Here is a 25,398-nt window from a genome sequence, read left to right as displayed (position 1 = left end):
TATGCGGGCGCAATATTTTATCATTTTTAGGTAAATCTAAGGCTGAGGCCAGGCTGCGAGTTCTTCTTTACTTAGGGGCTTGGCAATAGCGTCAAAGGATTTGAGTTTCTTTTTAAGTCTCTCCATGATTTCAGGGTATTGAGAGGATAAATCCTTACTTTCACTTGGGTCATTTTCTAGATTATAGAGCTGAGGCTTAAAATACAGCGATGAAAAACGATCATTGGGATTAGGACGTAAAGTGGGTGATGGATTCTTTAAGTTTTGCTTATTTCGCAAATGATGAAATTCCCCCCAATTTATTTCCCATACTAACTTCCACTTGCCCTCACGTACGGCATGACCATTACGCCACCGCCAGTAAAGCGTGCGCTTCTTATCCGCTTTTTGTTTTCTCTGAAGCTGTGTCAGTAAGTTTACACCATCATAATCGCGGTCATTAGGAAGGCTGATGCCTGCCGCGGCAGCAAAAGTGGGCAGTAGGTCAAGACTCGAAACAATTCCAAGATATTCATTTCCTTCAATTTTACCTGGCCAATAGCAAGTAAAAGGTACGTGAACTCCCCCATCTAAGACAGTGGCTTTGCCTCCCCTAAAAGGTGCATTGGTAAAACCATGTTCAAAAACCTTTGGTACGCCTCCATTATCACTTAAAAAAACAATAATTGTATTGTCACGCTGACCTAGTTCCTCTACCGTTTTTAAAATACGGCCAACGGCCATATCCAAGCTCTTCATCATGCCTACCATGGGGTGCTTCCCTTCAGGAATTAGCTCAGGAGGTGCTTCAAAGGGAGCATGTACTGCGTAGGGCGCAAAGTAGAGGAAAAAAGGTTTGCCTGCTACTGATTTCATCCAATCCTCAGCTTCTTGTGCCATGAGGTCGGTTTGGTAAGCCCCTTCAGGCCAAGGGGCAGGCTGGCCATTGCGAATGAGTCCATGAGATCTTGTTTTTGGGTCGTAATAAGGCCCGCCACCGCCGGCAAAACCAAACTGATGATCAAAGCCGCGTTGCAAGGGCTGATACTTTTTATTTATACCCAGATGCCATTTACCCAAGGCCGCAGAGGTATAGCCTGCAGTCTTCAAAAGCTGGGCAATCGTAATTTCATTGATATCCACACCATGATCAACTTTCGCGGCATGACTTGGAGATCCACTCAGCGTTTCATAGCCGAAGCGAGCCTGATAGCGCCCGGTCATTAGTCCAGCTCGTGAAGGAGCACAGACACCGTGGGTCACATAGGCTTGTGGACAAGCTAAACCTTGTTCAAAGAGACTGTCTATATGGGGCGTTCTTACTTCCGGACTCCCCGTATAGCTAAGTGCATTATAGGGCATATCATCTGCGAGGATAATAATAAAATTCGGCTTTTCCACTCCATAGGAAAGTAGTGAAATAAGAAAGAGAAGAACTAGATAGCGCAACGGAAACCTCAATAATAAATTGTCATCATAATGAGTAATACGCACGCCAGATCCAAAAAGTGTCAGGATCAATTAATAAACCACGATTATTCATGATTTATATCTAAAGGCTGAACTTATGCAGTCAGAGTTTAGGACATTAGATAAGAGGAGCATCCATCTTGTATGAGAGCTATAATTTCTCCAAGCTGCCTATCGGAAATCTTGATAAGGCGACTCTATAATTAGAGGCATTTACTTTTTTTTAAGTCATTTTAGCATAAGATTTGTAACAAGATAAGTAATTTCGTGTTAAGTCTAGCGTATAGCTTTGTAGTAGACTTGTACATAAAAATTAAAATCATGCTTATAAATTGCTCAAATTTGTAGCGATCTATGTATATAGCTTGTTATAAATATAGTTAAAAGGACCGCGTTGGTATAATATTTTGAGTCCTTATGCGTTATTTTAGATAAAGAACCTGGAGAATGAAATGATAAACCGCCGATCGTTTATAGCCGCCACTGCAGCTGGAGCCATGTTGCAAGCAAATACCCTTTCTGCCGCGACAAAGAGAATAGAGCCAAGAGTTAATCTCAAGAAAAATGTCGTCCTCGTAAGTCTTGATTTGGGCCTTTATGCACCGAATTTTCAAGACAATGGGTCCTCATGTAAGTATATGACAGAAATTTTCTCCGAATTTAAAGGTCAAATGACTTATTTTGACGGGATTTCTGAAAAAAACATGACGGGTAGTCATGAATGTCAGCCCGCGACTTTTACCACGATACCTTATGAAGATAGAGAACATTATCCCGATAAGAAAATGACGAGCCTCGACCAAGTTTTAGCAGATGGATCAGTTCAAGAAACACGACATAAATTCCTTTACCATAGAATCAATGGTGGCTCAAGCATGTCGTGGAATAAATTTGAACAACCTTTGCCAGCGATTAGTGGAGCCAATAATTTATACGAAAGTTTATTTTCTCGTACAGATGAAAAGCGTGAAAAGGCAAGGATTGAACGTGAGCGCGATATTTTGTCGACTTTAGCACGTAATTTGCGACGTTATTGGCGCGGGAATATTCAAGAAGAAGACATGAGAGCATCCTTGGATTACCAACTAGGAGTTTTAGATGAACGAGAAAAATGGCTCAAAGTTAAAAAGCCCTACCTAAAAAAATCTTTTGGCGAAAATGAGGAAAAGCAACCCATCCCTTCTTGCCATAATAACTTTAACTTGGTTTACGATGCATTAGAAAAGAAGCAAACTAAGATTGCCTTAGTAGAGTTTGGGAGCCGAGGTTTAAATGCGGGTCTTGCAGGCGTTGAACTGGGTCATCACGCTAATACTCACCACGGTGGATATCCTGAGCGAATTTACGGATTGGAGACCATTGACCAAGGCGTGTTAAATGGCGTGAAGAATTTTCTTCACAAGTTGAAAGAAGGTGGTTTATATGATGATACCATCGTACTCTTTCACTGTGGCATGGCATATGCAGGAAAACACACGAATAAAAAAGCTCCAGCGTTTCTGTTTGGAGGTGGTTTCGCCCATAAAGAATCCATTGCCTGCTTAGATGGGAAAAAGCATATTTATTCAACTTCAGACATGTTTTCTAGTATCTTGAAACAGAGTGGTTTTAGTAACAGTAATTTTAGTAACAGTAAGCAGGTAATTCCTGAGTTGTTTAAGGCCTAAGCGAATCCAATGATAAATGATAACGATACACCCTCTTCTGGAGGGCAAGATTCCATCCCTATGCTCAGTCCCGAGCTCAAGCAGCAATTACGTGAAAAATTACAAGCTTTTGAAGTTCTAGAAGAACAAATTGGCCAGGGACTCATTGCGAAAGACCAAACGGAAGCTTTATTAAATGCAGCCATGGCTGAAGTTGAGGCTATTTTAAATGAAGGAAGAGCTTTAGAGAGAGCATTTAAAGCTGAACAAGCACAGCATCAGATCACGGAGACTTCTAGTCCCATAATCATTCCAGTATCAAGGATGGAGCCTTCACTAGACGATTTACCAAAACTATCGCCCAAAGAAAATGAATCCGGAAAGATTCAAGACAAACTCAAAACTGTGACGTCGAATAAAGCTTCAGCGATTCAAGATGAAAGCAAGGCAAGTCAGCAAGAACGCACAATTAAAGCCACTCCACAAAGAAAAAAACCAGAAGCAAGAGTGGGACAGCAGAAGAGTAAAAAAACTCAGTTACGCTCTAAATCAAAGAAAAAATTAAGGGTTCCAACAAAAGCGCCACGAGCTAAAAAGAAAAAACCTTTCCCTGTAGGTCTTTGTATTCTGGTTTTGGTACTCGCAGTCGGAGGCTTCTTCTTTAAGGATGCGATCTCTTTTATCAAGCAACAACAAGCGGAACTAGCAGAAAAAAATAAGCCAAAAATAGTTCCCAAAAAAGAGAAGCCAAAACCCAAGCCAAAACCCAAGCCAAAAGTTGTTGTAGAGGCACCTAAAAAAGAAGAACCAGAAGAACCGGAGAATTTTTTTCAGCCCGAAGAAGATGGTTTTTTTACTGGGGAACTTAAACATTATAGCTTTAATGAAGTCTTGAAAACTAAGTGTGTAAGCTGTCATGGTGCTGAAGGTAAAGAAGCGGAAGGAGACTTTAATATTGCGCGTTTAATGGCTTCCAAATCTACAAACTCAAAAACTTGGGCAAAAATATACCGCAGTATCAATAAAGGCGAAATGCCTCCTCCCGTTGAGGATGAGCCGGATTCTATTCCCTTAGAAAAAGAAGAGCAGGAATTGCTTTTAGCATCGATAAAAATGATGTTTGATGATTTGAAAGAAGGCGTGACGACACGAGTTATGACTCCTTACGAGGTCCAAAATACTTTGGGCGACCTTTTTGACATCGACTATTCTCAGTACAATCCTGTAGTATCAATGCACCAATCCTATTCTGAAAAGAGTTTCTACACGCATCAGCGGAAAATTTTGAGTCCTCATTACATCAGTAACTATTACAACATACTTTACGATATGTTACAGAGTTTCATCGGGCTTCGTCCGCAATTAGATCCGTTGAATCAATCAGTTAAATTTCCGAGTACACCTTTTGCGGTTAGAACTTTTGGAAATGAAACTAATGTGCGATGGCCGCAATATAATCCTAGATGGTATTGTTCTTTGGATTTCAAAGATCTTTCAGAGAAAAAAGAAAGCAAACAAGATCGTTATTTAGATGCGAATGAAAATCAGGTCGTTAACAAAATGTTGGCCGCACGTTCATTGCCACCTGGGACTTATAAACTGACCTTTAAAGCTAGTTGCGAAAATATGTCCATGAGTAAGATCACCAAAGAAAAATATGGTGAAGCCATTGTGTCTGACTATGAGCAGTTATTTGAAGAGAATGATAATTTGACCATGCCCGTACGTTTTTATTTAGAACCGCCTGGGACAGCAGATCCCTTTGCAAAACTTAAATATTTAGAGACAATGGAAATTTCTTCGGAAGGAGATTATGGCATTGAGTTTGAGATTAAGCGTCGATCAGGTGTGTCTTTTGCTCTAGACTGGAAAAGTTTAATAGGGCGTAATCGTTTAGCGAGTATGCTTGCTTACCATAGGCATGGTGAAGATGCTGGTGAAAAAGAGCAAGAGGAAGCACGGGCCTATTTGGATAGAAAACAATATGATTTTCCCTATATTAAAATGTGGGATCAAAAAATTGAGGGTCCTTTTAATGTAAATGTGAATCCTTTGTCTTTTCAGCAGAAAGAAAAAATTATTGATATGGAAGTGCGAGAGAAATTTAAGCTCCTTCATACTTTTAACGGCATGAAATTAAGTGTGATTTATACTTATATGTTTGGCGATTTACGCAAACAAAAAATGAAAATGGAAGATGCCTATCGCAATACGATGATTACTTTCTTTATGTCACCACGATTCCTTATTTTGGATTCTGCAGCTAAAACAGCAGAAGAAAAAATTCGTTATACTTCGTACATGACCCATAAATCACCGCCGTCAGCAGAATTTATTAATACCTATAAAACAGCTGCCAAAAAGAAAGATTATAAAGGTTTGGGTAATTGGTTAATTCAACATGATCACTTTAGGCGTTTTTCTAATGCCTTTACTTATCAATGGCTGAAACTGGGCGAAATTAGTAATAATTTGCCTGATGAAGGGAAGTTCCGGGATTATCACCGAAATAACTTACAAGAACTTCAACAACAAGAAGCGGAGTTTTTCCTACTCAACTTGTTCCGCGAGAACCGACCAATCGTAGACTTGGTAAAAGCTGATTATAGTTTCCTAGATAAAGAGCTTATCGATTTTTATGGTGTCGATGCCGTTGAAGGTCAGTCTCAAGATGGTCAGTTCATTAAGATGAATGTTAGCAATGCAGACCGTGGAGGCATACTGAGTATGGGTGCTTTCTTGACCGCTACAGGAAATGGTGTCGATCCTTTGCCGATTAAACGAGCAGCATGGATTTCGGAAAATATTCTTGACTCACCCTTGCCTTCACCTCCTGATGTAGATGTGAATGACTTTGAAGATACTTCAACGGGAAGAACGCTCCGTGAGCGCCTCGAGGTTCACGCTCAAAATCCTGCATGTAATTCTTGCCATAAGCGTTTAGATTCTTTAGCAATCCTTATGGATAAATATGATTCGATTGGTGGTTACAATAATCATTTCGTAGCAGATCCAGTAAAAATTAATGATCAAAAAGTAACAGATGTTACGAAGTTAAAAGATTACTTAGGGTCTTATTCTCAGTCATTGATGGCTCGAGCTTTTAGTAAAAAGCTAATTAGTTATATGACGAGTCGGGAACCTGGTGTACAGGATGAAGCTAAACTAGATGCTATTTTGGAAGCAACTAAAGAAAAAGGCTATCGCGTTGGTGATCTCTATGCTGAAATTGTGAAGCATTACGTCCTGTAATTTTTACTAGTCATTACTTTACAATAAATCGACAGAGTCAGAGTACTCGGTCGATTTTATTATTTTCAACTAATGAGAAAGAGAATATATTGCTATAAGCAATCCTGTGGGTTTTAGATTATGTTCAAATAAAAATAATTCTGTAGGTAATGAACTTGAAGGCGAATTACCAAACTATATCTTGTCTTTAATCAAAATATGCTCTAGTGATACGATGATTTATAAATGGCACTTGATATGAGTGAAGAATTATTGACTAGATAGAGAAAGTACACACAAGAGTTTTAAGATAAGGATAACAATCATGGTACATTCAGATTACTTAAAGCAAGAGAAGTTTAATCTCATCAATACTTCACTCAAAGTAAAGCATGCTCCACGCATCCTCATTTTATATGGCTCACTACGCGAGCGTTCTTATTCGAAATTATTGGCGGAAGAAGCAGCTCAAATTTTGACTCATATGGGGGCAGATGTGAAATTGTTTGATCCGACAGGGCTTCCTGTTTTTGATTCGGAGCATAATCTTGAGCATGAAAAAGTTCAAGAGTTAAGAAATTTAAGTCTATGGTCAGAAGCGCAAGTTTGGTCATCTCCTGAATTGCACGGAAATATGTCAGGACTAATGAAGACTCAAATTGATTGGATACCTTTGACGATGGGTGCGGTACGACCAACACAAGGAAAAACTTTGGCATTGATGCAAGTCAGTGGTGGATCCCAGAGTTTTAATACTCTTAATAATATGCGGGTGCTAGGTCGATGGATGAGAATGTTCACCATCCCGAATCAATCGTCCGTTGCGAAAGCCTACGAACAATTCAATGAAGATGGAACCATGAAGGATTCTTCCTACAGGGATAGAGTAGTGGATGTAATGGAGGAGTTAATGCGCATGACTTACATCCTCAGAGACAATGCTGAATTTCTTGTCGATCGATATAGCGAGCGCAAAGCTAATGAAATAAAGGTTCAACTTCAGAATATTTAGTTAAACGTCACTTATGAAGATCTAAATCGAAGATCGTTTCCGCACTTGTAGATCATTAATCTCCACGGGGACGGAAGTGAGATTTCGGAAGCGAACTTTCAGCTCTTTTCCGAGCATGTTTTTTGCTTTGATTTTTGCGAAGGCCACATATTTTTTGTTTGCCTGGAGTACGTACTTATAATCATGGGAATTGAGCTCTAGCCACTTTCCTTTATCAAAGTATTCGAGTACAAACTTAGCTTGAGCTTTTTCCGCAGAGAAATTATAGCTAACTTCAAGTTCGCTGAAGTCAATTAAATCTCTAGTCAATTCAAGTGATTCTCCTGCTTTGAGTACTTGCTGATTCGGCGTTTTAATAGACTTCCAATCCACATCAGTAGCGAGGCGAAAGCCATCGAGATATAGGATTCCAGGAGAAGTGAAGTCGATACTAATTGCAAACTTTGTTTTGGTACTAAATCCCTTTTTTGGTTTTTTAAAACTTAAGTTCTGTTCTTTCAAAAATTTACTTAAAGGTGCTTTTTCTAATGACTGCCATCCCGAGCCATTATTGTATTCAAAACTTAGACTTCCTTTTGGGCTAGGGATCGTTACTCGTTTTTCTTTGCGTGTAGCGAGTTTCTGAGTTTGAGTTTTTTTGCCCTTGGATTTTTTAGCTTTGGGTGCTTGGAGAGTATTAAGTGTGAAGGCAAATTTGATATTATTAAATTGCCTAGCATTAAAAGAGCGAGATGTTTCAATGCGAATACTATTGGATTTATTCCCGTCGACTTTAAGTGCTCCAGGTCCAAGTTCTTTGCTACCACCTTTTGTTTCAAGGGAGAGACCTTTTGCGGAATCATTCCAGATGCCACTAACTCCTTCGAATAGAGTATTATCGAGGACTAAGCTACCATCATACGGATCATAATGAGCTCTACGCGCATAGTCAGGATTGGAGATACGCGTAGCTTTGTCGGCATCAATAGCGTTCACAGTTTCAGCACGAGCTTCGGCTGACTCAGGATTACGAAGTGCGGCGAGCGCAATGTGATCGCCGCTAATTTCGGCTTCTTGAATCATGGTTTCGCGGATTTCGCGAAGTTTATTTTTATAGCTAGGGTCATGGACTAAGTTTTTAAAGCAAGATGGATCATTTTTAATATCGTAGAGTTCATGAGGAACACGATACTCAAGTTTGTTGATCCAAGCACTAGCAAGAGGATCATTTTCCGGGCTTTGTTGTGCGAGTTTAAATAAATTCCAAGTGAGTGTACCAGTAGAAACAGAGCCGAATTTTGTCTCGCCACCATGCCAAGCATTGACGATGTAGAGATAGCCATCTTTTGTTTGAATGGCACGAGCCTTATTGCGATCATTTTGTTGGATATAGACAAAGGGTCGCCAATTTTTTTCAGTTTGGCCCAAAATCATGGGGAGAAAACTACGACCATCGAGATCCGCAGGGATAGGCTCATTGAGCATGTCGCAGAAAGTGGGCAAAAGGTCGATAGAGCCAATAAGTTCTGACTTGTGAACGGTACCTGGCTTAGTAATACCAGGCCAAGAAATGAAGAGCGGCGAATGAGTGCCTTCATTATAAAGAGTCGTTTTTCCACCAGGGAGTTCAGCACCGTGATCCGAGATAAGGATGAATACGGTGTCCTGAGTGATTCCTGCTTCATCAAAAGCACGGAGCATTTGACCAATCGAATCATCGGCACGTTTGACGGTATTGTAATAGGCAGTGACTTCCTCCATGATGTGGATATCTTTTTTACTGCGCTTGTTGGGACCCGTTTTTGCTTTTTCAGCAAGGGGAGGGAACCATGAGGGGTAGGGGATCTCATCGGGAGTGTAAATACGACTTGGGTGGTTTTCTGTTTCTTTTACAGTTCCTTCGGTACGAGACCAGCCATACCAACCAACGTGGGGGTCATAAATATTGAGATTAAAGAAAAGTGGTTTATTCAGTTTAGAGGAGTCCGCAATAGCAAGTTTAGTTTTTTCATAAACTTTCGCGGGGTATTTTGTGGAGCCATAGGAGTCGTATTCTACATCAAAACCCGTATAGGGGTCAAAGGGGTTGTGGTGGGAGTTTTTACCCATAATACCTGTGTGATAGCCAGCGTCGTTGAAAACTGTGGGTAGGGTATTGCGAATGATTTGGTTGCCTGCACCAGCTTTACCCAAAGAGAAAATTTTATTATGTTGTTGATACATACCCGTCATCATCAATGCGCGTGAAGGTATACAGTTACTGGCTTGAACGTGGAAACCTTCGAAGCGCATACCACTATTGGCAATACGATCCATATTTGGTGAAATATCCGGAACTTTGCAGCCATTGATGCCTAAGCTTTCATAACTGAGGTCATCTAAAGTGATAAAAACGACATTGAGTTTTGTTTGGTCAAGTCTCTCAGCATAAAGCTGAGTGGTAAGTAAAAGTGTAAGCAGTGCTAAATATCTCATATAGATTCCGATTTTTTCTTCTTATAAGCAACACTACGTTACTGAATTAGACTATCTAACAAAACAGTTAGTTTTTTATGAATAGCTAGAATAATGTTTATTGATTTTGCAGGGCATTTGCTTTGAGGTAAGAAAGATACTCAGTATGCCCATCAGCAAAAACATAGGTATATTTTAGATCATCTTTATGAGCGCCGATAGAACCGACCGTATCGTAGGACGTCGCAAGGTCACCTAAAACAGCATAATTGTGACCTCCACGAAGATTATTTTTTTGAAATCTTTCTCCATTTGCAATGAGTGATGATGGCTTAGAGATATTATTTATTTGTACGGCAAGTCCATGTAAGCCAGAAAATCCAATAAAATTACTTAAATTTTGAGTGGCCCAGCTAGTGCTGGAATTCATGGCATAGCTGCGAAGGAGATTGTTTCCATTAGGGCTTGTTGTATCCGATGGGCATAGAAATATATGATCAGCGCTGGCTGCTTGTGTAGAAGGATCTAGAGGGCTGTCTTCTCTTTGTGTCTGCGTTAGATAATCACTGATAAGATCATCCCATTGGACTAAATTATTGGGGCCTGAGGCATAGGGGAAGTACATGTCATTATCATCGGTATAAATATGAAGTTTATAGCCGATTTGTCTGAGGTTATTTAGACAGAGGCTACGTTTGGCGCTTTCGCGACTCTTTCCAAGGATAGGTAAGAGAATACTTGCTAATATTCCAATAATGGCAATAACGACTAAAAGTTCAATAAGTGAAAAGTTGTATTTTTTATTGTGCACGGTGTATCTCCTACTTGTTTATAAACAACTACGTCAAGTTAATTTACACAAGTGACAAATCTTTTAATTATCTCATAAAGCAATAGATAAGTTATGATATATAATGGTCGAATTATTAAAGTTCGAGGAGAGGCCGATATATATATATCAATCCTCTAATAAGCAAAAGAACCCAGCAATATAGCTGAGCTCTTTTGATAAAGTTAGGTCATCTTCTTAAACAGTTTAAAAGGGAATATTAACCCAAGCAGTATCGGGATCATTACCAAAAGCATCCAGTCCCACAAAAATTTTATAGTTGTGAGTACAGTAGCGCCCACGGTAAGGGGCCTGAAGGTGTTCAGGTAATTGGATCTCTGTAGTCCATTCGTATTCCTGTCCGTTCTCAAGTTCTTGAACCCCAGAAATCACCTGCTCCATTTCATAGGTTTCATGACGCTTTTCAATGGTTTCGTGAGTTTCTTCACGATCACCATCGCCATCTTTATCTTGGTAGTCATGGTCATCTACAATAACTTCTTCGACGCCCCGAAGTTTGAGATAAACTTTATCAATTTTGAGATCAGATTTAGCCAGAGCCCTAACATAGACTGTAATAGGCTCACCAAATTTAACTTCTCCAAATGAAACATTAAGTTCTGCTGCACCACCAGTTACCACATTAACGGCCGATTTTATTTTATCGAAAAACCCCATGTGTATTCCTCCATTTTATATATTATTTTAGGGCCTTTAGCCCTCATGAAATTATATTTACTTTAAAAAGAGGCAAGGACTCGTGCTAAATAGCGAGTCCATTTTTACAAGAGAATTACATTTTAAAGAACAAATAACTTTAAGTCCTAAAGAAGTGTGAAGATTTATAAAGTAAAAGCTTATATATGTTCAATAAACTCAATTGTTGTGTTCTGCTGTTGAACAAGTAGTCATGGCTCATATATTTGTAAAATTTTAAATTATGATAGGGATATAAAATGAACAAAGTAATTGACTTTAATAATATTAGTTTGGGCAATGATAAGCCTTTCGTTTTGTTTGGTGGGTTAAATGTTTTAGAGAATGAAGCGGATACACTGAAAGTTTGTGAAAAGTACCTGAGCGTATGTGAAGAATTAAATATTCCCTACGTGTTCAAAGCTTCTTTTGATAAAGCGAATCGCTCCTCCGTTCATAGCTTTCGTGGTGTGGGCCTTGAAAAAGGTATGGAGATTTTTAAAGCTTTAAAACGTGAGTTTAATAACGTTCCAATTATTACAGACGTACATGAAATTGATCAATGCCAGCCAGTGGCTGATGTTGTTGATGTCATTCAGCTACCGGCCTTTTTAGCGCGTCAGACAGATCTTGTAGTGGCGATGGCTAATACGGGTGCAGTGATCAATATTAAAAAGCCTCAGTTCCTCAGTCCTGGTCAAATGAAAAATATTGTAGACAAATTTGCTGAAGCAGGAAATGAAAAGACCATTCTATGTGAGCGTGGTTCTTGCATGGGTTACGATAATTTAGTGGTAGATATGTTGGGTTTTAGAACGATGAAACAATCGACGGGTGGTTCGCCGATTATTTTTGATGTAACTCATAGCTTGCAATGCCGAGATCCTTTGGGAGCAGCTTCTGGCGGACGTCGTGAACAGGTACTTGAATTGGCGCGTTCAGGCATGGCAACAAGATTGGCAGGGCTCTTTTTGGAGTCACACCCAAATCCAGCAGAGGCAAAATGTGACGGTCCGTCAGCTTTGCCATTAGAATTATTGAGACCTTTTCTACAGCAAGTTAAAGCGATAGATGATCTAGTAAAAAGCTTTGTAGAATTAGAAATAAAATAAATTATTGATTAAGGTCTTTGTAATTTAAGTTGTCCTGAATTCAAGTAGTAAGTGCAACACCTACTGATTTTCTTAAGTTAATTCCAGTTAAATTTTCAAAAACTTCATATGGCGTCTTAAATTTCAGACATTTTCGAGGTCTACTATTAAGTTTATCAACCGCAATAATGACTTCATTTTCACTGATACCATCAAGCGCCATAGACTTAGGAAAGTATTGCCGTAACAATCCATTAGCATTCTCGTTTTGGCCTCGTTCCCATGAGTGATATGGTTTAGCAAAATAACTATTACATTCCAATTCCTTGGAGATAGTCTCATGCTGAGTAAATTCTTTTCCATTATCAAATGTAAGAGTATGAACCAAATCTTTGATCGGTGTTAGCAAAGAGATTATTGCATCTTTCACAAGCGTGGCTTTCTTATGAGACACAGGCAATGCTAGACGCAGTTTTGATTTTCGATCATCCATAGTTACAATGGCTCCTTTATGAGCTTTTCCTATAATAGTATCCATCTCCCAGTCGCCTACACGCTCTCGCTTATTAGCTGCCTCAGGTCGTTCGTCTATATCCACACGATTGGGAATCCCATTACGACTATGCTGGTTGCCATAACGTTTGCGATAAGTTTTATTCTGATGACGTAGAAGCTTATATAGCTCACCTCCTGATTCTTTATCTCTAAGAATATATTGATAAACTGTTTCATGATGAAGTAAGATGGATTGGTCATCTTTTAGTCGACCTACAATTTGTTCGGGGCTCCAATCCTTGAGTAAATGCTCATCTATATAGTCCTTAACTTCTTCAGTTAGTTTAATAGCCTTTGGTTTCACTTTGTGTCTTTCTTGAGCAAAGTCATTGGCTTGCTTGTTTCGATAACCACGGAGACCTTTATTACGTTTAAGTTCTCGTGAAAGTGTGCTTGTACTACGATTTAAGTTTTTTGCTATTTTAGTGATCGATGTGCCTGCCTTTAATTCAATTTCAAGGTAGTGTCTTTCTTCAAGACTCAGATGTTCATATGTCATTTCTGACTCCTCTGTTTTAGGTTTGGTCGCTTATAGCAGAGTACATCTGAGTCTTGTTATTCTCAATAGATGTTTATGCTATAAGCAATTAACAGAAGTGTTGCACTTATTATACGAATGCAGGTGTTATGATTCTTAGTGAATGTGGATAAAGAAATTTATCCACATTTTTTTTGATTATAATATAGAATCATGGAGGAAAAGGATGAGCCTGCCACAACTTAAAGAACTCAAAGAAGAACATTTTTCAGAAGCCTGTGAAAAAGTGCAGCTAGCTTATAAGGTAGGGGAACAACTTGGGGAACGTTTTTCCTCTTATTCGAATCTCTTATTAACAGATATGACGGAGCTCTTGCATTTAGGACGTGAAGCTTTAATTAATTATCATTTGGCCCCTGATGAGTCAATTAAGTCGAAGCTTAAGCTATTAAATATTCTGCAACTTACCATGAATCAACTCAAGGATGAGTCCTGTGACTTTTTAGAATTAAAACAGTATTCAAAATGGAAGTGTAATTCAGCGAGAGTTTCTTTTGTCTATAGTATGTCTAATCAAGATGATTATTCATATAAATCGTATAGTAACTTTATCGAGAGTAACAAGATAGACAAAGTGGCTAACTTATTAATTTGTCTCATCGATCAGGCGATAGATGAATTAGACTATGAAATACATATACTTGAAAGGCGTATCAAAAGGTCGATGAGTCTTACAAAGATTAAAGATAAATTAAGCCGAGTATAAATGAAGAATTATGATTAAGGGTGTGAGTGAAGAAAAACGTCATTCACAAGAACTAGAGAGAGCACTTTCTGATGATGGTCCAGGGCCATTAGAAAAAATAAATAACTTAAGTTTTAAGACGATACTGCTTTTTTTGTTCGGCAGTCGACAGGCCATTTTACAGGTAGCTAGAAATAGTTCGAGTATTTGGTATGGGCTTATTTTTATCTGTTTTGCGGGAATCGCGCGAGAATATGATCAAGAGTTGATTCTAAAAAATCCTTTAATCTATTTGATCCCGATTGTAGCCTCTAGTCTAATGATATTATGGATCATGGCTTGGTTTCGAATCAATACACGAACATGTAAGTTAGATTTACAGGACAATGAATTACGATCCTTTTTTTCTTTGTTCTGGATGACCGGACCCTTAGCATTTCTATATGCGTTCCCAGTGGAAGAGGTATGTACTTCGATGACGGCAGTAAAAATCAATTTGAGTTTATTAACATTAGTAGCGCTATGGCGTGTGCTTTTATTTGGACGAATCCTACATGTTTGTACAAGAATTAATTTTTATGGACCTTTAATATCGGCATGTTGTGTTGTCGCTTATCCATCTTTGATGTTCAAATATATTTCAATTGTAGGAGTAATGAGTGGAGCATCTTTAAGTCCTGAACAGGAAGTGCTTAGAGTATTTACTGGAAATGCGATGGGGGTAATAATAATGAGCTTTTTCATCTCGCTTCCTATTACATTGTGGCAATTTGTTACTTACAAAAAAACTCCAGGAAATTCAGTAAAAATGCCACCTATCAATCAGCAGGGTAGGGTAAGTAAGTTTTTTGTATTAATAGCATTAATTTTATCAGCTATAGGCCTCACCTTTTTTCAGAAGAAACTGATGAATCATGATAAATTTATTACTTTAGTACGAACAGATCAATATCAAGAAGCCCTTAATTTTGTTCAAGATTTGGAGAGGCATGACTTTGATAAGACGAAGCCACTAATTTTTCCTTATACACGAGATGAAGGTTTTTATTTATTTGCTGAACTCAGAGAGGAGCACCCCGCATGGTTAAAAGAAATAGTTTATCAATGGATGGCGATAAATTTAAAGAAATCGTGGGTAGAGCTTGAGGGCTTGGAAGTTGTATTGAATAAAAAACAGTTTCTAAAGAGTGATTTAGAGTTTTTAAAAGAGCATCATTATGACTTTAATGAATATGTACGGAATGCTTTAGAGATGACTGAAGGGAAATCATTTACTACAAAAAATAAAATTGAACTTCATGAATCACTCCTGAAATTTGATAGAATCGGCTTATTAAATGATGAAGTAAAAGTCTTGATGAAAACATGGCTCATTCCATGAAAATAGCGTTTGTTGCGATGAGTGGAATTCGTGTCCAGGATCAAGCCTTATTAAATGAAGGCTTGACTCTTCCCGGTTTTGTAGAGCGCAGTAAAGTCATAGCTTCTTTGCCGAGTCTGGGGCTGTTAACTCTGGCGGGAATGACTCCTACAGAACACGAAAAAGAATATTTTGAAGTGCCGGAGTTTGTCCTTGGAGACTTATCTTTTAAAAGTTTTGACTTGGTGGTGATTTCTACTTTTACGGCACAGGCTTTCGAAGCCTATGCTTTAGCAGCTGAATGTCAGGAGCATGGACTAAGAGTCGTTATGGGAGGTTTACATGTGACTTCGCGACCCCATGAAGCGAAGGCTCATTGTGACTCGGTATGCATGGGAGAAGGTGAGGTATATTGGGAAGAACTTTTGCGAGATGCGCAAAATGATGAACTCAAAGAATTTTATGATTCGTCCGGCCGAGAGTTTGACCTATCCGATGCACCCATGCCCGCCTATGATTTATTGGATGTGCAAAAATATAATCGCATTACTATACAGACGAGTCGAGGTTGCCCGCATAGCTGTGAGTTTTGTGCGGGATCAATTATACTCACCGATAAATACAAACAAAAACCCGCCAGTAAAATTCTTGCCGAAATTGATCGTATCTGTGAGCTTTGGCCTCGGCCCTTTATTGAATTCGCAGATGATAATAGTTTTGTGAATAAGAAATTTTGGGAAAACCTTCTCCCCGAAATTGCCAAGAGGAAAATTCGTTGGTTTACGGAAGCAGATATTGCCGTGGGAGACGACGTAGAGTTTCTTTGTTTATTGAAAGCTTCAGGATGTAAAGAGTTATTGATTGGTCTAGAAAGTCCTGTAATAGCAGGCCTCGAGGGGGTCGAATTAAAGAATAACTGGAAAGCTCGGCGCCTAGCAAGTTATCAAGAAAATGTTTTGCGAATTCAGCAAGCAGGCATCCGTGTTAATGCCTGCTTCATTATTGGCATGGATTCTCATGATGAGAGCATCTTTGATGCGGTGTATAATTTTTCCGATGAATGCAATGTTTACGATGTACAAGTCACACTTCCTACACCCTTTCCTGGGACTGAACTTTATCGTCGCTTGAAAAGAGAAGGACGCTTACACGAGGATCAAGCTTGGGATAAGTGCACCTTATTTGACCTGATGTTTGAACCGAAAAACTTCACGCGTGAAGAGCTGAGACTTGGCTTTAGAAATTTAGTCAAGAGGCTTTATTCAAAAGACTTCACTGATAAGAGACGTGCAAATTTTAATAGTTTATGGAAATCAGCACAATCCATGTGAAGGACAGTGTATGAACCGCTTATTTTTGCTTGGGCTTGTCTTTGGGATCTGGTGGGAAGTGTTTCATTATTTCTTCTACGGTTTCGTTAACAATTTCATTACGACGCAAACGATCAACATTATTGGGGATACGTCGAGTTCCTACACCTCGCCAGATTAACTTTTTAGTTTTGGCAGAGAGGATATCTATAAATAAAGTACCTTGGCGGTAATTGCGGAGTTCGACTGAGCTGGCATGGTGACTAGGGTAATAATGACGTCCATAATAATGGGGTGAGTAACCTGAGTAGGAAGTTACACTACGAATTTCCTGCTTTTCTCTAGCGACAACAACATAATTGACTAAGAAATGAACGGCTTCACCTTCTTGAGCCTCATGATAGCCATCAGCTTTTAATTCACGGCCTACGGCGCGAATGATCCTACGATCAAGCAGATCATCAACACCTGGAGGGGCACTTTCGCGTTCATACCATTTGAAGGAACGAAGCAGTCTAAAATCAGCAAATTCATCGTAGTCACTACTTACTTTAACGGGGCTAGAGTTACATGCAGTAATAGTTAATGCGATGATTAGAGTAAGAAAAAGTTTTTTCATAGTGAATTCCTGTGAAATCGAATAGGTGAAGAGCGGATTATTATTTCAATAAGGCAAAAAAAAACCCGCATGTTAAATGCGGGTTTGGCGAAAAATCAAAAATTATTTTTTTGATTTAGCGATAGCTTCACGAACAGCTTCTCTCTGACGCTTGTCATATCTTTTGCGTGCAGCGCGCTTAGTTCTTTTACGTAATTGCTGGCCCATGTTGGACTCCTTGTTGAATTGTTTTTCTATAAAAAGTGAAATAAGTATAGTGCGACTCTTTTAAGTGTCTAGATCATTTAAGATTTTTGAGGAAAGTTCCTAATTCTTGCTCACCGCCATTTTCCCAAGCGCGTAGTGATGCGGTGCCAACAATGGCCATGTCAGCTTTGCCAGTAAGGTAGTCGGTATCTTCTTTCGATGAAACGCCAAAGCCTACAGCGAGAGGCAGGTCTGTAGCTTCACGACAACGGCCTAGGAATACATCTAAATCTGTAGACATTTGAGTTTTTGTTCCCGTGACACCTTTACGGGCTACTACATAGATGAGGCCTGTTGCGGAAGCCGCAATTTTATGTAGTCGCTCAGTTGGTGTGGTGGGAGTCATGAGCATGATGGGGGCTAGACCTTTTGTTTCGGCAATAGCGTGGATTTCCGCACATTCTTCAACGGGAAGGTCGGGGAGGATGAAGCCGCAGGCACCTGCTTCAACTAAAGCATCAGTGAATTTTTCGTATCCCATTTTCCAAGCAGTATTTACATAGCCCATCATGAGAATTTTAAAACTAAAGCGCGAACTCGCTTTTTTCATGAATTCTAAACAGTCTTTGACAGTAACACCAGCTTTTACAGCAGCTTGATTAGCTTTGACAAAAAGAGGTCCATCCGCAGAAGGTTCCGAGAAGGGGAATTGAAGTTCTACAATATCTGCACCATGTTCATCCATAAGTTCGAGCATACGCCAATTAGCCTCAAAAGAAGGGTAGCCACAGACAATGTGTGTCATTAGCATAAGCTCTTTTTTTTGAGAGGTTTCGCGACAGAATGTTTCGAGTTGATTACTCATAGAGTGCAGCCCTTTCTTTAATGAAATCTTTCCATTTAGTATCGTTTAATGCTTCAGCCACAGTGAAAATATCTTTGTCGCCACGACCAGATTGGTTCACTAAGACAACTTGATCTTTATCCATTTGTTTAGCTTCTTTTATTGCGGTCACGAAAGCATGTGTACTTTCTAGAGCAGGAATGAGGCCTTCAATGGTCATGAGTAATTTTAGTGTTTCTGTCACTTCAACATCAGTAGCAGCTTCAAAGCGTACACGACCGATGTCTGAGAGGTGAGCCAAGATAGGAGAAATACCTATATAATCTAAACCGGCGGAAACCGAGTGAGTATCTAGCATGTTGCCATCAGAATTTTGAAGGTATTTAGTTTTGTAACCTTGAGCAATTCCTGTGGTAGCATCTGTGTAGGCAATACGAGCGGCATGCTTACCTATGCCAGGTCCATGACCACCAGCTTCGACGCCAATGAGTTCTACATTTTCATCATTTAGGAAGCCTTGGAAGATGCCCATGGCATTTGATCCACCGCCAACACAGGCGAAAATTTTATCCGGGAGTTTAGCTCCTTGACTGAGTAATTGCTCACGAGCTTCTTGGCCAACAATACTTTGGAAATAAGAAACAATCTCAGGGAAAGGGTGGGGTCCACAGGCAGTACCGAGAGCGTAGTGAGTATCTTCCATATTGGAAACCCAGTCACGCATACATTCATTGATGGCATCTTTGAGGGTCTTTTGACCATCTGTAACAGCAATTACTTCTGCGCCTAGATTTTCCATCCAGAAGACATTAGGACGCTGGCGAGCGACATCTACCGCTCCCATATAAATTTTGCAGTCAAAGCCCATACGAGCTGCCATGGTAGCAGTTGCGAAACCATGTTGACCTGCGCCAGTTTCGGCGATAATGCGTTTCTTCCCTAAGCGTTTACAGAGTAAGCCTTGGCCCATGACGTTATTAATTTTGTGTGAGCCCGTATGATTAAGATCTTCGCGCTTAACGTAAATCTGCGCTCCACCGAGGTGTTCCGAAAGGTTTTTGAGATAAGTGACCGGAGTTGGGCGTCCGGAGTAGTTGTGCATGAGCTCAACAAATTCCTGCCAAAATTTCGGATCATTTTTGGCTTCGTTAAAACAGTCTTTAAGTTCTGTCACCGTGGAGTGTAGAATTTCGGGGATGAAACAGCCGCCATATTCGCCGAAGTAACCTTCGCGGCCGTCTTTGTAATCAAAGAGATTCATTATCTTTCCTAGAGTTAATAAGATTTATAAAAGTAAGTCAATATAAACTCACTTAAGTTTTCGTCACTATGTGCTAAACACAATAGAAATCAAGAAATGGGAAAAGTTGTTGGTTGATGGGTCTTAGGAATCAGGAATCAGGAATCAGGAATCAGGAATCAGGAATCAGGAATCAGGAATCAGGAATCAGGAATCAGGAATCAGGAATCAGGAATCAGGAATCAGGAATCAGGAATCAGGAATCAGGAATCAGGAATCAGGAATCAGGAATCAGGAATCAGGAATCAGGAATCAGGAATCAGGAATCAGGAATCAGGAATCAGGAATCAGGAATCAGGAATCAGGAATCAGGAATCAGGAATCAGGAATCAGGAATCAGGAATCAGGAATCAGGAATCAGGAATCAGTGTCTTGTGTCTTGTCCTGATATAGGTTGTCACTCCAATAACGGAGTAAACAATGAAAGACACAATCAGATATAGTGAGTCATTTAAACAAAAAGTAGTTTCTGAGCTATCAAAAGGGAAATTTCCGAGCCCCCATGAGGCAAGTAAGGCTTATGGTATAGCGGGATCAAGCACCGTGAGGGATTGGGTTAAGAAGTATGGACGAACTGATCTATTACCAAGGGTGATTAGAGTGGAAAGTGAAAACGATAGAAATGAAGTCGAAGACTTAAAACGCAAGATCAAAGAACTTGAAAAAACAGTGACCGAATTGGCTGTAAGCGAAGTAATGCATAAAGCTTATTTTGATATCGTTTGTGATCAAAATGGAATAACAGATCCAGTAGCGATGAAAAAAAAAGTCGCTGCGAAGCTATCCAGAGAGTCAGAGTGATGAATGGTCAACAATTCTGCATAAGTGTACTTTGTCATCATGTTAAAATGAGCCGTCAAAACTTCTATAAAGATCGAACTCATAGTATTAAGAAATCTATAGATAAAGCATTGGTAGTAGATCTTATTAAGCAAAAACGCTGCATCCAGTCTGAGCTAGGTGTACGTAAGCTACAGAAATTGCTCAAGTCTAACTTTGAATCTAATGATATTAAAATCGGTAGAGATAGGTTATTTGATATAGCTCGTGAGAATCGTTTATTGATCAAAAAGAAAAAGAAGTACTGTCGTACAACTGATTCGAGACATCGCTTTAAGGTCTATAAAAACTTAATCAAAGATAAGGTTTTAACTGAGCCTAATCAGGCCTGGGTCTGTGACATCACCTAGGTCAGAGTAGATAAAAGTTTTGTTTACCTAGCTTTGATCACAGATGCATTCTCTAGAAAAATCATTGCTTATAACGTCGGAGAGAACTTAGAAGCTATTGGCTGTATGAAAGCTTTGCGCAGTGCACTAAAAAGTCTTCCTAAAGGTAAGTATCCAATCCATCACTCTGATCGAGGCTCTCAGTACTGTTGTCATGATTATATCAAAATATTACAGCACCGAAACCTACTTGTCAGTATAACTGAAGAAAATCATTGCTATGAAAATTCAAAGGCAGAAAGAGTAAATGGTATTCTCAAATATGAATATCATCTTCGCAATACATTTAAGAATTTAAAAGATGCTAAAAAAGCTATTAAGCAGGCTATTTATCTGTACAATAATTGTCGGCCACACATGGCCTTAGGCTATGCCTTTCCGAGTATTGTTCATGAACAGCAATGTGCTTAGTAGATCATTTAATAACAAAAACCAAAAGTGACAACTAATTTCCAGGACTTGACAAGGAATCAGTTTGAATAGTTTTGTCAAAGCGATCAAATTGAATAGTTTGATCGAATGAGCTCGATGAACTTCGTTGCGAGCCATCATTTGAAAGGAAATATTCACCATTGAAGGCCCACCACTTCTGAGCTTTATCTTGTGTCCAAGGACTTAAGTCTAGCTCATCTAATTTAGAGGCTAATGCTGCGACACTAGCGGGACGATTTTTCGGGTCTTTTTCTAGGCACCACAAGACGATGGGATCGAGCTCTTTAGGGATTTCAAATTTCACTAATTCAGAAGGTGTAAGAGGTACATTTTCTCGATGAGCTTTGAGGATATCCTCGACATTTTCTTCGCAAGCAAAAGGGTATTGCCCCGTAAGCATTACACATATTAAAATCCCGATGGCATAGGTGTCGACGCTCTCGTGTAATTCATTGCGTGAACTACTTGCTTCTGGAGCCATGTAGCGCGGTGTACCAGATACTTTATGGCCATTGTCATCATTGGCATCATGAACAAGGCCAAAATCAAGAACTTTAATGCTATCAAAGATTCCACCGCGATTACAAACAACGATGTTCTGGGCTTTTATATCTCGGTGAATTAAGCCCATTTGATGGGCTTCATTTAGAGAGGCACATATTTGTTTAACAAAATGTACTACACGTTCAGGTGCAATAGGACCTGTTTTGCTTATGATTTCTTGGATGTCCGAACCTTCTAAATATTCCATGGCATAATAAAATAGACCTTCACGAGTTTTACCATAATCATAAATACAGATAGTATTTGGATGTGTTAAACGACAAGTGATGCGGACTTCTTTTTCGAATTGGATGAGGTCAACATCACGGCAAACTTCATTTTTGAGAACTTTAATGGCAGTCTCTCTCTGCATGAGTTGATGCTTCGCTTTATAGACCACACCCATGGCACCCTCACCGATCTTTTCGATGATTTTAAATTGTCCCAACTCACTAGCAGCATCTAAAGCAGCACTACGAACTTTTTTCTTGAGCTTGATACTGTAAAGAGCATAGGCAATAAGGCCAATAGCTAGCAGACTGGCTAAGCCAAAAATGATACCGAAAATAATACGAATAATAAAGAGTGAACGAAAGGCTTCTTCTTTATCTATTTCACTAGTGATAGCAAAGTTATATTGGGGAAGGTAAGTCCAAGAACCCACAACTTCTGAATCGCGATAATCGCGATATCCATCAGAATTCACCTGGACTTGGGGATAGGCAGTGGCAGGGTTGGAAAAGGCATCCTTAAAAACGGTCAAAGCTTGACCTTCTTCATTGATAAGTTTGACCTCTAATACAGAGGATTTAGCTTTTTCATCCAAAATCTCAAGTTCTCTTAATTCCGCATCAAAGCGACTATGAGAAATCATCCATCCATCATTATTGATAGCATAGGTTTCGCTAGATTCACCAGTTTGAGATGTGACTTCCATAATGCTACTGAAGCCATGGCTAGGATTAATACTAAAAGCAAGATAGGCATAAGTCTCGCCTTTATTATCCTTGAGAGATGAGCCGATATACATTAAAACAAACTCTTCACCAGTATTGGGTTGAATCGCTTTTTTAGGTAGGCAGACAAAGTTACCATCTCTGTCCATTAAAGACTCAATTGCATCTTTGGTATTGACTTGGTGACCTAAGAGCTCTTTGTTCAGTGTGGCAATCATGTGACCATCGGGACTGATTAAATAGTAATCAAGAAAACCATTCTTACTAAAAAATCCCTCAAGAATACTTTCGAGGATTTTTGTGTTTTTAATTAATAAAGTTTTGTCATTCGAGTCATGCTTTGAAGCCATCGTTAGCGTCGTTCTCTTTAATAGAGGAAGTTTGCTTATGCCATGGACACGTTCCTTGTAACCAGTAAGAAGGAGCTTCATTGCTTCCGCATTGCTACGTAAGTTTTTTTCTAAAGAATCACGAACAGAAGTTTCAATTTCGTGCTTTAGACGTTGTTCAGTAAAGTAGCCAGTAGCAATCAATAAGATGAGAATAGCAATAATCAGACTACGATTGCGTATTTCCATATTGTGGATGGACATCAGTGATGAACGAGTTCTTGTCAAATTCTTCTCCTAGGATAAATCGTATCGATAATTGACCTAGAATAAAGGTAAACTAAAGTTGCTTAAAAACAACTTATTTAACAGAGTCACAAGAGCTAATCCAAATACATTTTCCATGTGACTTTGCGAAGTACCAAAAGGTGTAGCCTTATTTATGTGTGAAGCCGTGTATTAAAGCTAGCTCACGGATTCAGCTTAGAGCAAAAAAAAATGAGCCATACTTAGATGGCTCATTAATGAGAAAAGTTTTTTGTAAGTTTAGAATTTGCTGGCGTAATCTAACATGCCTTCTGCTAGAGCTTCGAGACGCTCTCTTAAGCTTTCGTCATTAAGCGCTCCTGTTTGATCAAAAACTTTATAGCAGCTTGCAACATTAACCATTTTTGGATAAGTATGGCAACCGAGGTGAGTTGTGATGCTATTGAGGTGCTCAAGTGCTTTAAGGGCGCCAAAAGGGCTGGCTGCTACGCCGACCATGCCGACAGCTTTGCCACAGAGTGCTGAAGGGTAACCAAGATTATCGATGATAAGTTTAATAACGGAGCTATAGCTTCCGTGATACTCGGGCGTGGCCATGATAACAACATCAGCATCTCTCACAAGTTGAGTAATGCGTTTGGTGTCTTCGGTCTCGGTAGTTGCAGGATTGTTGAGTTTGAGATCGAGAGGATTAAGTTGAGTGACTTCTGCACCTAGATCAGCGAATTTATTTTCTACAACAGTAAGGGCTTTTTTTGTATTGCTATGTGAGCTAGCAGAACCGAGTATGGTAACGACTTTCATGTTTATCTCCAAAATAATGATTTACATTAAAATGTCCTGAATAAACTTATTGACAAGTACGAATGTGGTTTTGCGAGCAAAGTCGAGCTAAAATTACTTGCCAAGAGAGTGGAGAACTTTAAGGGAGTGATTAGAGAGAGGACGTTAATTTTTTACAGTTAAGAGATATATTTTTCCGAAAACAGGGAAAAAGCAAAAAAAAAGCCACCTTGCGGCAGCTTTTTGTTCTCCTTTCCTCCAATTCATGACCTTCCTCAAAATCACTAGGGAGCTCCTTACACTCCCATCAACTCTCCTTTCCAAAGTCCAAGTTGATTCTCCATTGATTACCAGTCCTTCTTTCCAAAAGTTCCATTCCGGTAATCTCCTTTCTTATGATAGAATACGGAGCTGTATGTAAGGATCTGTCACGAGCGGTGATATTTTTATGGTTTTTTATCTGTTTCTTTTACAGAACGTATAACTCGGCAGGGATTACCGACTGCTAATACATTGTCAGGAATGTTTTTTGTGACGACACTGCCCGCCCCAATTACACTGCCTGCTCCTATCGTTACTCCGGGGCAAATAATAGCACCACCACCGATCCAGACATTATCACTAATAGTGACGGGCTTGGAGCTTTCAATCATAGTGCTACGTACATCAGGATCCATTGGGTGAAGGGGAGTGTAAATATGAACACCGGGGCCTAATAGTACATTGTCGCCTAATGTGACGGTAGCGGTATCCAATATGATACAACTAAAATTCATAAAGACGTTTTTCCCCAATTTTATATTATCTCCATAATCACAGCGGAAGTCGGGTTCTATCCAAAGACTCGTATTTTGTGTTTGAAATAAATCTTGGAGGATTTTGAGGCGAAGTTTTTTTTCTGTTTCAGTAGACAGATTAAATTGCCTACAAAGTCGTCGTGCACGTTCTCTGCCTCGGCAAAGTTCTTTATCTGCAGGGTCGAAGAGTTTGCCTGCAAGCATTTTTTCTTTCTCGGTCATTAGATTAATTCCTTAAAAGTTTCTTTATTATTTTATAGAAAAGTCGTTGTTTATAA

The 25,398-nt window shown here is 39.4% G+C and carries 22 protein-coding genes and 1 pseudogene; 12 read left to right on the top strand and 11 right to left on the bottom strand.

Annotation, left to right across the window (positions count from 1 at the left end; translation table 11 throughout):
• Positions 1-36: 36 nt before the first annotated feature.
• On the bottom strand, positions 37-1,473 hold the full coding sequence (locus PQO03_RS21655; protein ID WP_274153293.1) for a sulfatase-like hydrolase/transferase: 1,437 nt from the start codon (positions 1,471-1,473) through the stop codon (positions 37-39).
• Between the two features lie 428 nt (positions 1,474-1,901).
• On the opposite strand from PQO03_RS21655, the gene PQO03_RS21650 reads away from it, so the two are divergent.
• From PQO03_RS21650 to arsH, 3 genes are all read left to right on the top strand, one after another.
• Entirely contained in the window at positions 1,902-3,116 is a 1,215-nt protein-coding gene (locus PQO03_RS21650) for a DUF1552 domain-containing protein (protein ID WP_274153292.1), read from the top strand.
• Between the two features lie 9 nt (positions 3,117-3,125).
• Positions 3,126-6,347 (top strand): DUF1588 domain-containing protein, encoded by a 3,222-nt coding sequence (locus PQO03_RS21645; RefSeq protein ID WP_274153291.1) that lies wholly within the window; start codon positions 3,126-3,128, stop codon positions 6,345-6,347.
• A gap of 304 nt (positions 6,348-6,651) precedes the next feature.
• Positions 6,652-7,338, top strand: a complete 687-nt coding sequence (gene arsH, locus PQO03_RS21640; protein WP_274153290.1) for an arsenical resistance protein ArsH — start codon at positions 6,652-6,654, stop codon at positions 7,336-7,338.
• A gap of 21 nt (positions 7,339-7,359) precedes the next feature.
• On the opposite strand, the gene PQO03_RS21635 is transcribed toward arsH, so the two are convergent.
• The 3 genes from PQO03_RS21635 to PQO03_RS21625 form a co-directional block, all read right to left on the bottom strand.
• The gene (locus PQO03_RS21635; protein WP_274153289.1) at positions 7,360-9,792 is read right to left on the bottom strand and encodes a sulfatase-like hydrolase/transferase; all 2,433 of its coding nucleotides are present in this window, start codon (positions 9,790-9,792) and stop codon (positions 7,360-7,362) included.
• Positions 9,793-9,889: 97 nt separating this feature from the next.
• The gene (locus tag PQO03_RS21630; protein WP_274153288.1) at positions 9,890-10,582 is read right to left on the bottom strand and encodes a type II secretion system protein; all 693 of its coding nucleotides are present in this window, start codon (positions 10,580-10,582) and stop codon (positions 9,890-9,892) included.
• Positions 10,583-10,807: 225 nt separating this feature from the next.
• Positions 10,808-11,278, bottom strand: coding sequence for a hypothetical protein (locus PQO03_RS21625; protein ID WP_274153287.1), 471 nt, complete (start codon positions 11,276-11,278; stop codon positions 10,808-10,810).
• Between the two features lie 278 nt (positions 11,279-11,556).
• Between PQO03_RS21625 and kdsA the strand changes: the two genes are divergently transcribed.
• Positions 11,557-12,408: a 3-deoxy-8-phosphooctulonate synthase gene (gene kdsA, locus PQO03_RS21620; RefSeq protein ID WP_274153286.1), complete on the top strand. Its 852-nt coding sequence runs from the start codon at positions 11,557-11,559 to the stop codon at positions 12,406-12,408.
• Between the two features lie 40 nt (positions 12,409-12,448).
• Here kdsA and PQO03_RS21615 read toward each other — a convergent pair whose 3' ends face one another.
• Positions 12,449-13,441, bottom strand: a complete 993-nt coding sequence (locus PQO03_RS21615; protein WP_274148572.1) for an IS30 family transposase — start codon at positions 13,439-13,441, stop codon at positions 12,449-12,451.
• A 205-nt stretch (positions 13,442-13,646) separates the two neighbouring features.
• Here PQO03_RS21615 and PQO03_RS21610 point away from each other — a divergent pair, with 205 nt between their 5' ends.
• Genes PQO03_RS21610 through PQO03_RS21600 form a run of 3 tightly spaced genes read left to right on the top strand, consistent with a single transcriptional unit; the run spans position 13,647 to position 16,856 of the window.
• Positions 13,647-14,186 carry a hypothetical protein gene (locus PQO03_RS21610; protein ID WP_274153285.1) on the top strand — a complete coding sequence of 180 codons (540 nt, stop codon included), beginning with the start codon at positions 13,647-13,649 and terminating at the stop codon, positions 14,184-14,186.
• A gap of 22 nt (positions 14,187-14,208) precedes the next feature.
• A complete protein-coding gene (locus tag PQO03_RS21605; RefSeq protein WP_274153284.1) occupies positions 14,209-15,546 on the top strand; it encodes a PH domain-containing protein in 1,338 nt (445 codons plus the stop codon).
• Positions 15,543-16,856, top strand: coding sequence for a B12-binding domain-containing radical SAM protein (locus PQO03_RS21600; protein ID WP_274153283.1), 1,314 nt, complete (start codon positions 15,543-15,545; stop codon positions 16,854-16,856). Before PQO03_RS21605 ends, PQO03_RS21600 begins: the two co-directional genes overlap by 4 nt.
• 19 nt (positions 16,857-16,875) lie before the next feature.
• Here PQO03_RS21600 and PQO03_RS21595 read toward each other — a convergent pair whose 3' ends face one another.
• The 3 genes from PQO03_RS21595 to trpB all read right to left on the bottom strand — a co-directional run bounded on the left by PQO03_RS21595 (position 16,876) and on the right by trpB (position 19,745).
• On the bottom strand, positions 16,876-17,454 hold the full coding sequence (locus PQO03_RS21595; RefSeq protein WP_274153282.1) for a DUF4136 domain-containing protein: 579 nt from the start codon (positions 17,452-17,454) through the stop codon (positions 16,876-16,878).
• A 280-nt stretch (positions 17,455-17,734) separates the two neighbouring features.
• On the bottom strand, positions 17,735-18,505 hold the full coding sequence (gene trpA, locus PQO03_RS21590; protein WP_274153281.1) for a tryptophan synthase subunit alpha: 771 nt from the start codon (positions 18,503-18,505) through the stop codon (positions 17,735-17,737).
• On the bottom strand, positions 18,498-19,745 hold the full coding sequence (gene trpB / locus PQO03_RS21585) for a tryptophan synthase subunit beta (protein ID WP_274153280.1): 1,248 nt from the start codon (positions 19,743-19,745) through the stop codon (positions 18,498-18,500). Before trpB ends, trpA begins: the two co-directional genes overlap by 8 nt.
• 116 nt (positions 19,746-19,861) lie before the next feature.
• Between trpB and PQO03_RS21580 the strand changes: the two genes are divergently transcribed.
• From PQO03_RS21580 to PQO03_RS21560, 5 genes and pseudogenes are all read left to right on the top strand, one after another.
• Positions 19,862-20,227 carry a hypothetical protein gene (locus PQO03_RS21580; RefSeq protein WP_274153279.1) on the top strand — a complete coding sequence of 122 codons (366 nt, stop codon included), beginning with the start codon at positions 19,862-19,864 and terminating at the stop codon, positions 20,225-20,227.
• Positions 20,205-20,585: a transposase gene (locus PQO03_RS21575; RefSeq protein WP_274153278.1), complete on the top strand. Its 381-nt coding sequence runs from the start codon at positions 20,205-20,207 to the stop codon at positions 20,583-20,585. The genes PQO03_RS21580 and PQO03_RS21575 overlap by 23 nt, the downstream gene beginning before the upstream one ends.
• The gene (locus PQO03_RS21570; RefSeq protein WP_274149755.1) at positions 20,585-20,974 is read left to right on the top strand and encodes a hypothetical protein; all 390 of its coding nucleotides are present in this window, start codon (positions 20,585-20,587) and stop codon (positions 20,972-20,974) included. Before PQO03_RS21575 ends, PQO03_RS21570 begins: the two co-directional genes overlap by 1 nt.
• Positions 20,975-20,998: 24 nt before the next feature.
• Positions 20,999-21,217 (top strand): annotated as a pseudogene (locus PQO03_RS21565) (DDE-type integrase/transposase/recombinase); the annotation flags it as partial.
• A complete protein-coding gene (locus PQO03_RS21560) occupies positions 21,212-21,424 on the top strand; it encodes an integrase core domain-containing protein (protein WP_274154327.1) in 213 nt (70 codons plus the stop codon). The pseudogene PQO03_RS21565 and the gene PQO03_RS21560, both read left to right, overlap by 6 nt.
• A 34-nt stretch (positions 21,425-21,458) precedes the next feature.
• On the opposite strand, the gene PQO03_RS21555 is transcribed toward PQO03_RS21560, so the two are convergent.
• From PQO03_RS21555 to PQO03_RS21545, 3 genes are all read right to left on the bottom strand, one after another.
• On the bottom strand, positions 21,459-23,561 hold the full coding sequence (locus PQO03_RS21555; RefSeq protein WP_274153277.1) for a serine/threonine protein kinase: 2,103 nt from the start codon (positions 23,559-23,561) through the stop codon (positions 21,459-21,461).
• Between the two features lie 258 nt (positions 23,562-23,819).
• Complete coding sequence (locus PQO03_RS21550; protein WP_274153276.1) at positions 23,820-24,344, bottom strand: NADPH-dependent FMN reductase; 525 nt, start codon at positions 24,342-24,344, stop codon at positions 23,820-23,822.
• A 425-nt stretch (positions 24,345-24,769) separates the two neighbouring features.
• Entirely contained in the window at positions 24,770-25,342 is a 573-nt protein-coding gene (locus PQO03_RS21545) for a sugar O-acetyltransferase (RefSeq protein WP_274153275.1), read from the bottom strand.
• Positions 25,343-25,398: the final 56 nt, after the last annotated feature.

Origin of the sequence: Lentisphaera profundi, from assembly GCF_028728065.1 — a bacterium.
Classification (GTDB): domain Bacteria; phylum Verrucomicrobiota; class Lentisphaeria; order Lentisphaerales; family Lentisphaeraceae; genus Lentisphaera; species Lentisphaera profundi.
The sequence above is the reverse complement of the archived record's forward strand: the minus strand, read 5'-3'. Positions and strand labels throughout refer to the sequence as shown.

Coding starts and splice junctions, on each gene's coding strand:
- arsH (WP_274153290.1), top strand. CDS start 6,652: ATGGTACATTCAGATTACTTAAAGCAAGAGAAGTTTAATCTCATCAAT.
- trpB (WP_274153280.1), bottom strand. CDS start 19,745: ATGAATCTCTTTGATTACAAAGACGGCCGCGAAGGTTACTTCGGCGAA.
- PQO03_RS21545 (WP_274153275.1), bottom strand. CDS start 25,342: ATGACCGAGAAAGAAAAAATGCTTGCAGGCAAACTCTTCGACCCTGCA.
- PQO03_RS21625 (WP_274153287.1), bottom strand. CDS start 11,278: ATGGGGTTTTTCGATAAAATAAAATCGGCCGTTAATGTGGTAACTGGT.
- kdsA (WP_274153286.1), top strand. CDS start 11,557: ATGAACAAAGTAATTGACTTTAATAATATTAGTTTGGGCAATGATAAG.
- PQO03_RS21645 (WP_274153291.1), top strand. CDS start 3,126: ATGATAAATGATAACGATACACCCTCTTCTGGAGGGCAAGATTCCATC.
- PQO03_RS21635 (WP_274153289.1), bottom strand. CDS start 9,792: ATGAGATATTTAGCACTGCTTACACTTTTACTTACCACTCAGCTTTAT.
- PQO03_RS21600 (WP_274153283.1), top strand. CDS start 15,543: ATGAAAATAGCGTTTGTTGCGATGAGTGGAATTCGTGTCCAGGATCAA.
- PQO03_RS21550 (WP_274153276.1), bottom strand. CDS start 24,344: ATGAAAGTCGTTACCATACTCGGTTCTGCTAGCTCACATAGCAATACA.
- PQO03_RS21650 (WP_274153292.1), top strand. CDS start 1,902: ATGATAAACCGCCGATCGTTTATAGCCGCCACTGCAGCTGGAGCCATG.
- PQO03_RS21595 (WP_274153282.1), bottom strand. CDS start 17,454: ATGAAAAAACTTTTTCTTACTCTAATCATCGCATTAACTATTACTGCA.
- PQO03_RS21615 (WP_274148572.1), bottom strand. CDS start 13,441: ATGACATATGAACATCTGAGTCTTGAAGAAAGACACTACCTTGAAATT.
- PQO03_RS21570 (WP_274149755.1), top strand. CDS start 20,585: ATGAATGGTCAACAATTCTGCATAAGTGTACTTTGTCATCATGTTAAA.
- PQO03_RS21575 (WP_274153278.1), top strand. CDS start 20,205: ATGAAAGACACAATCAGATATAGTGAGTCATTTAAACAAAAAGTAGTT.
- PQO03_RS21580 (WP_274153279.1), top strand. CDS start 19,862: ATGGGTCTTAGGAATCAGGAATCAGGAATCAGGAATCAGGAATCAGGA.
- trpA (WP_274153281.1), bottom strand. CDS start 18,505: ATGAGTAATCAACTCGAAACATTCTGTCGCGAAACCTCTCAAAAAAAA.
- PQO03_RS21610 (WP_274153285.1), top strand. CDS start 13,647: ATGAGCCTGCCACAACTTAAAGAACTCAAAGAAGAACATTTTTCAGAA.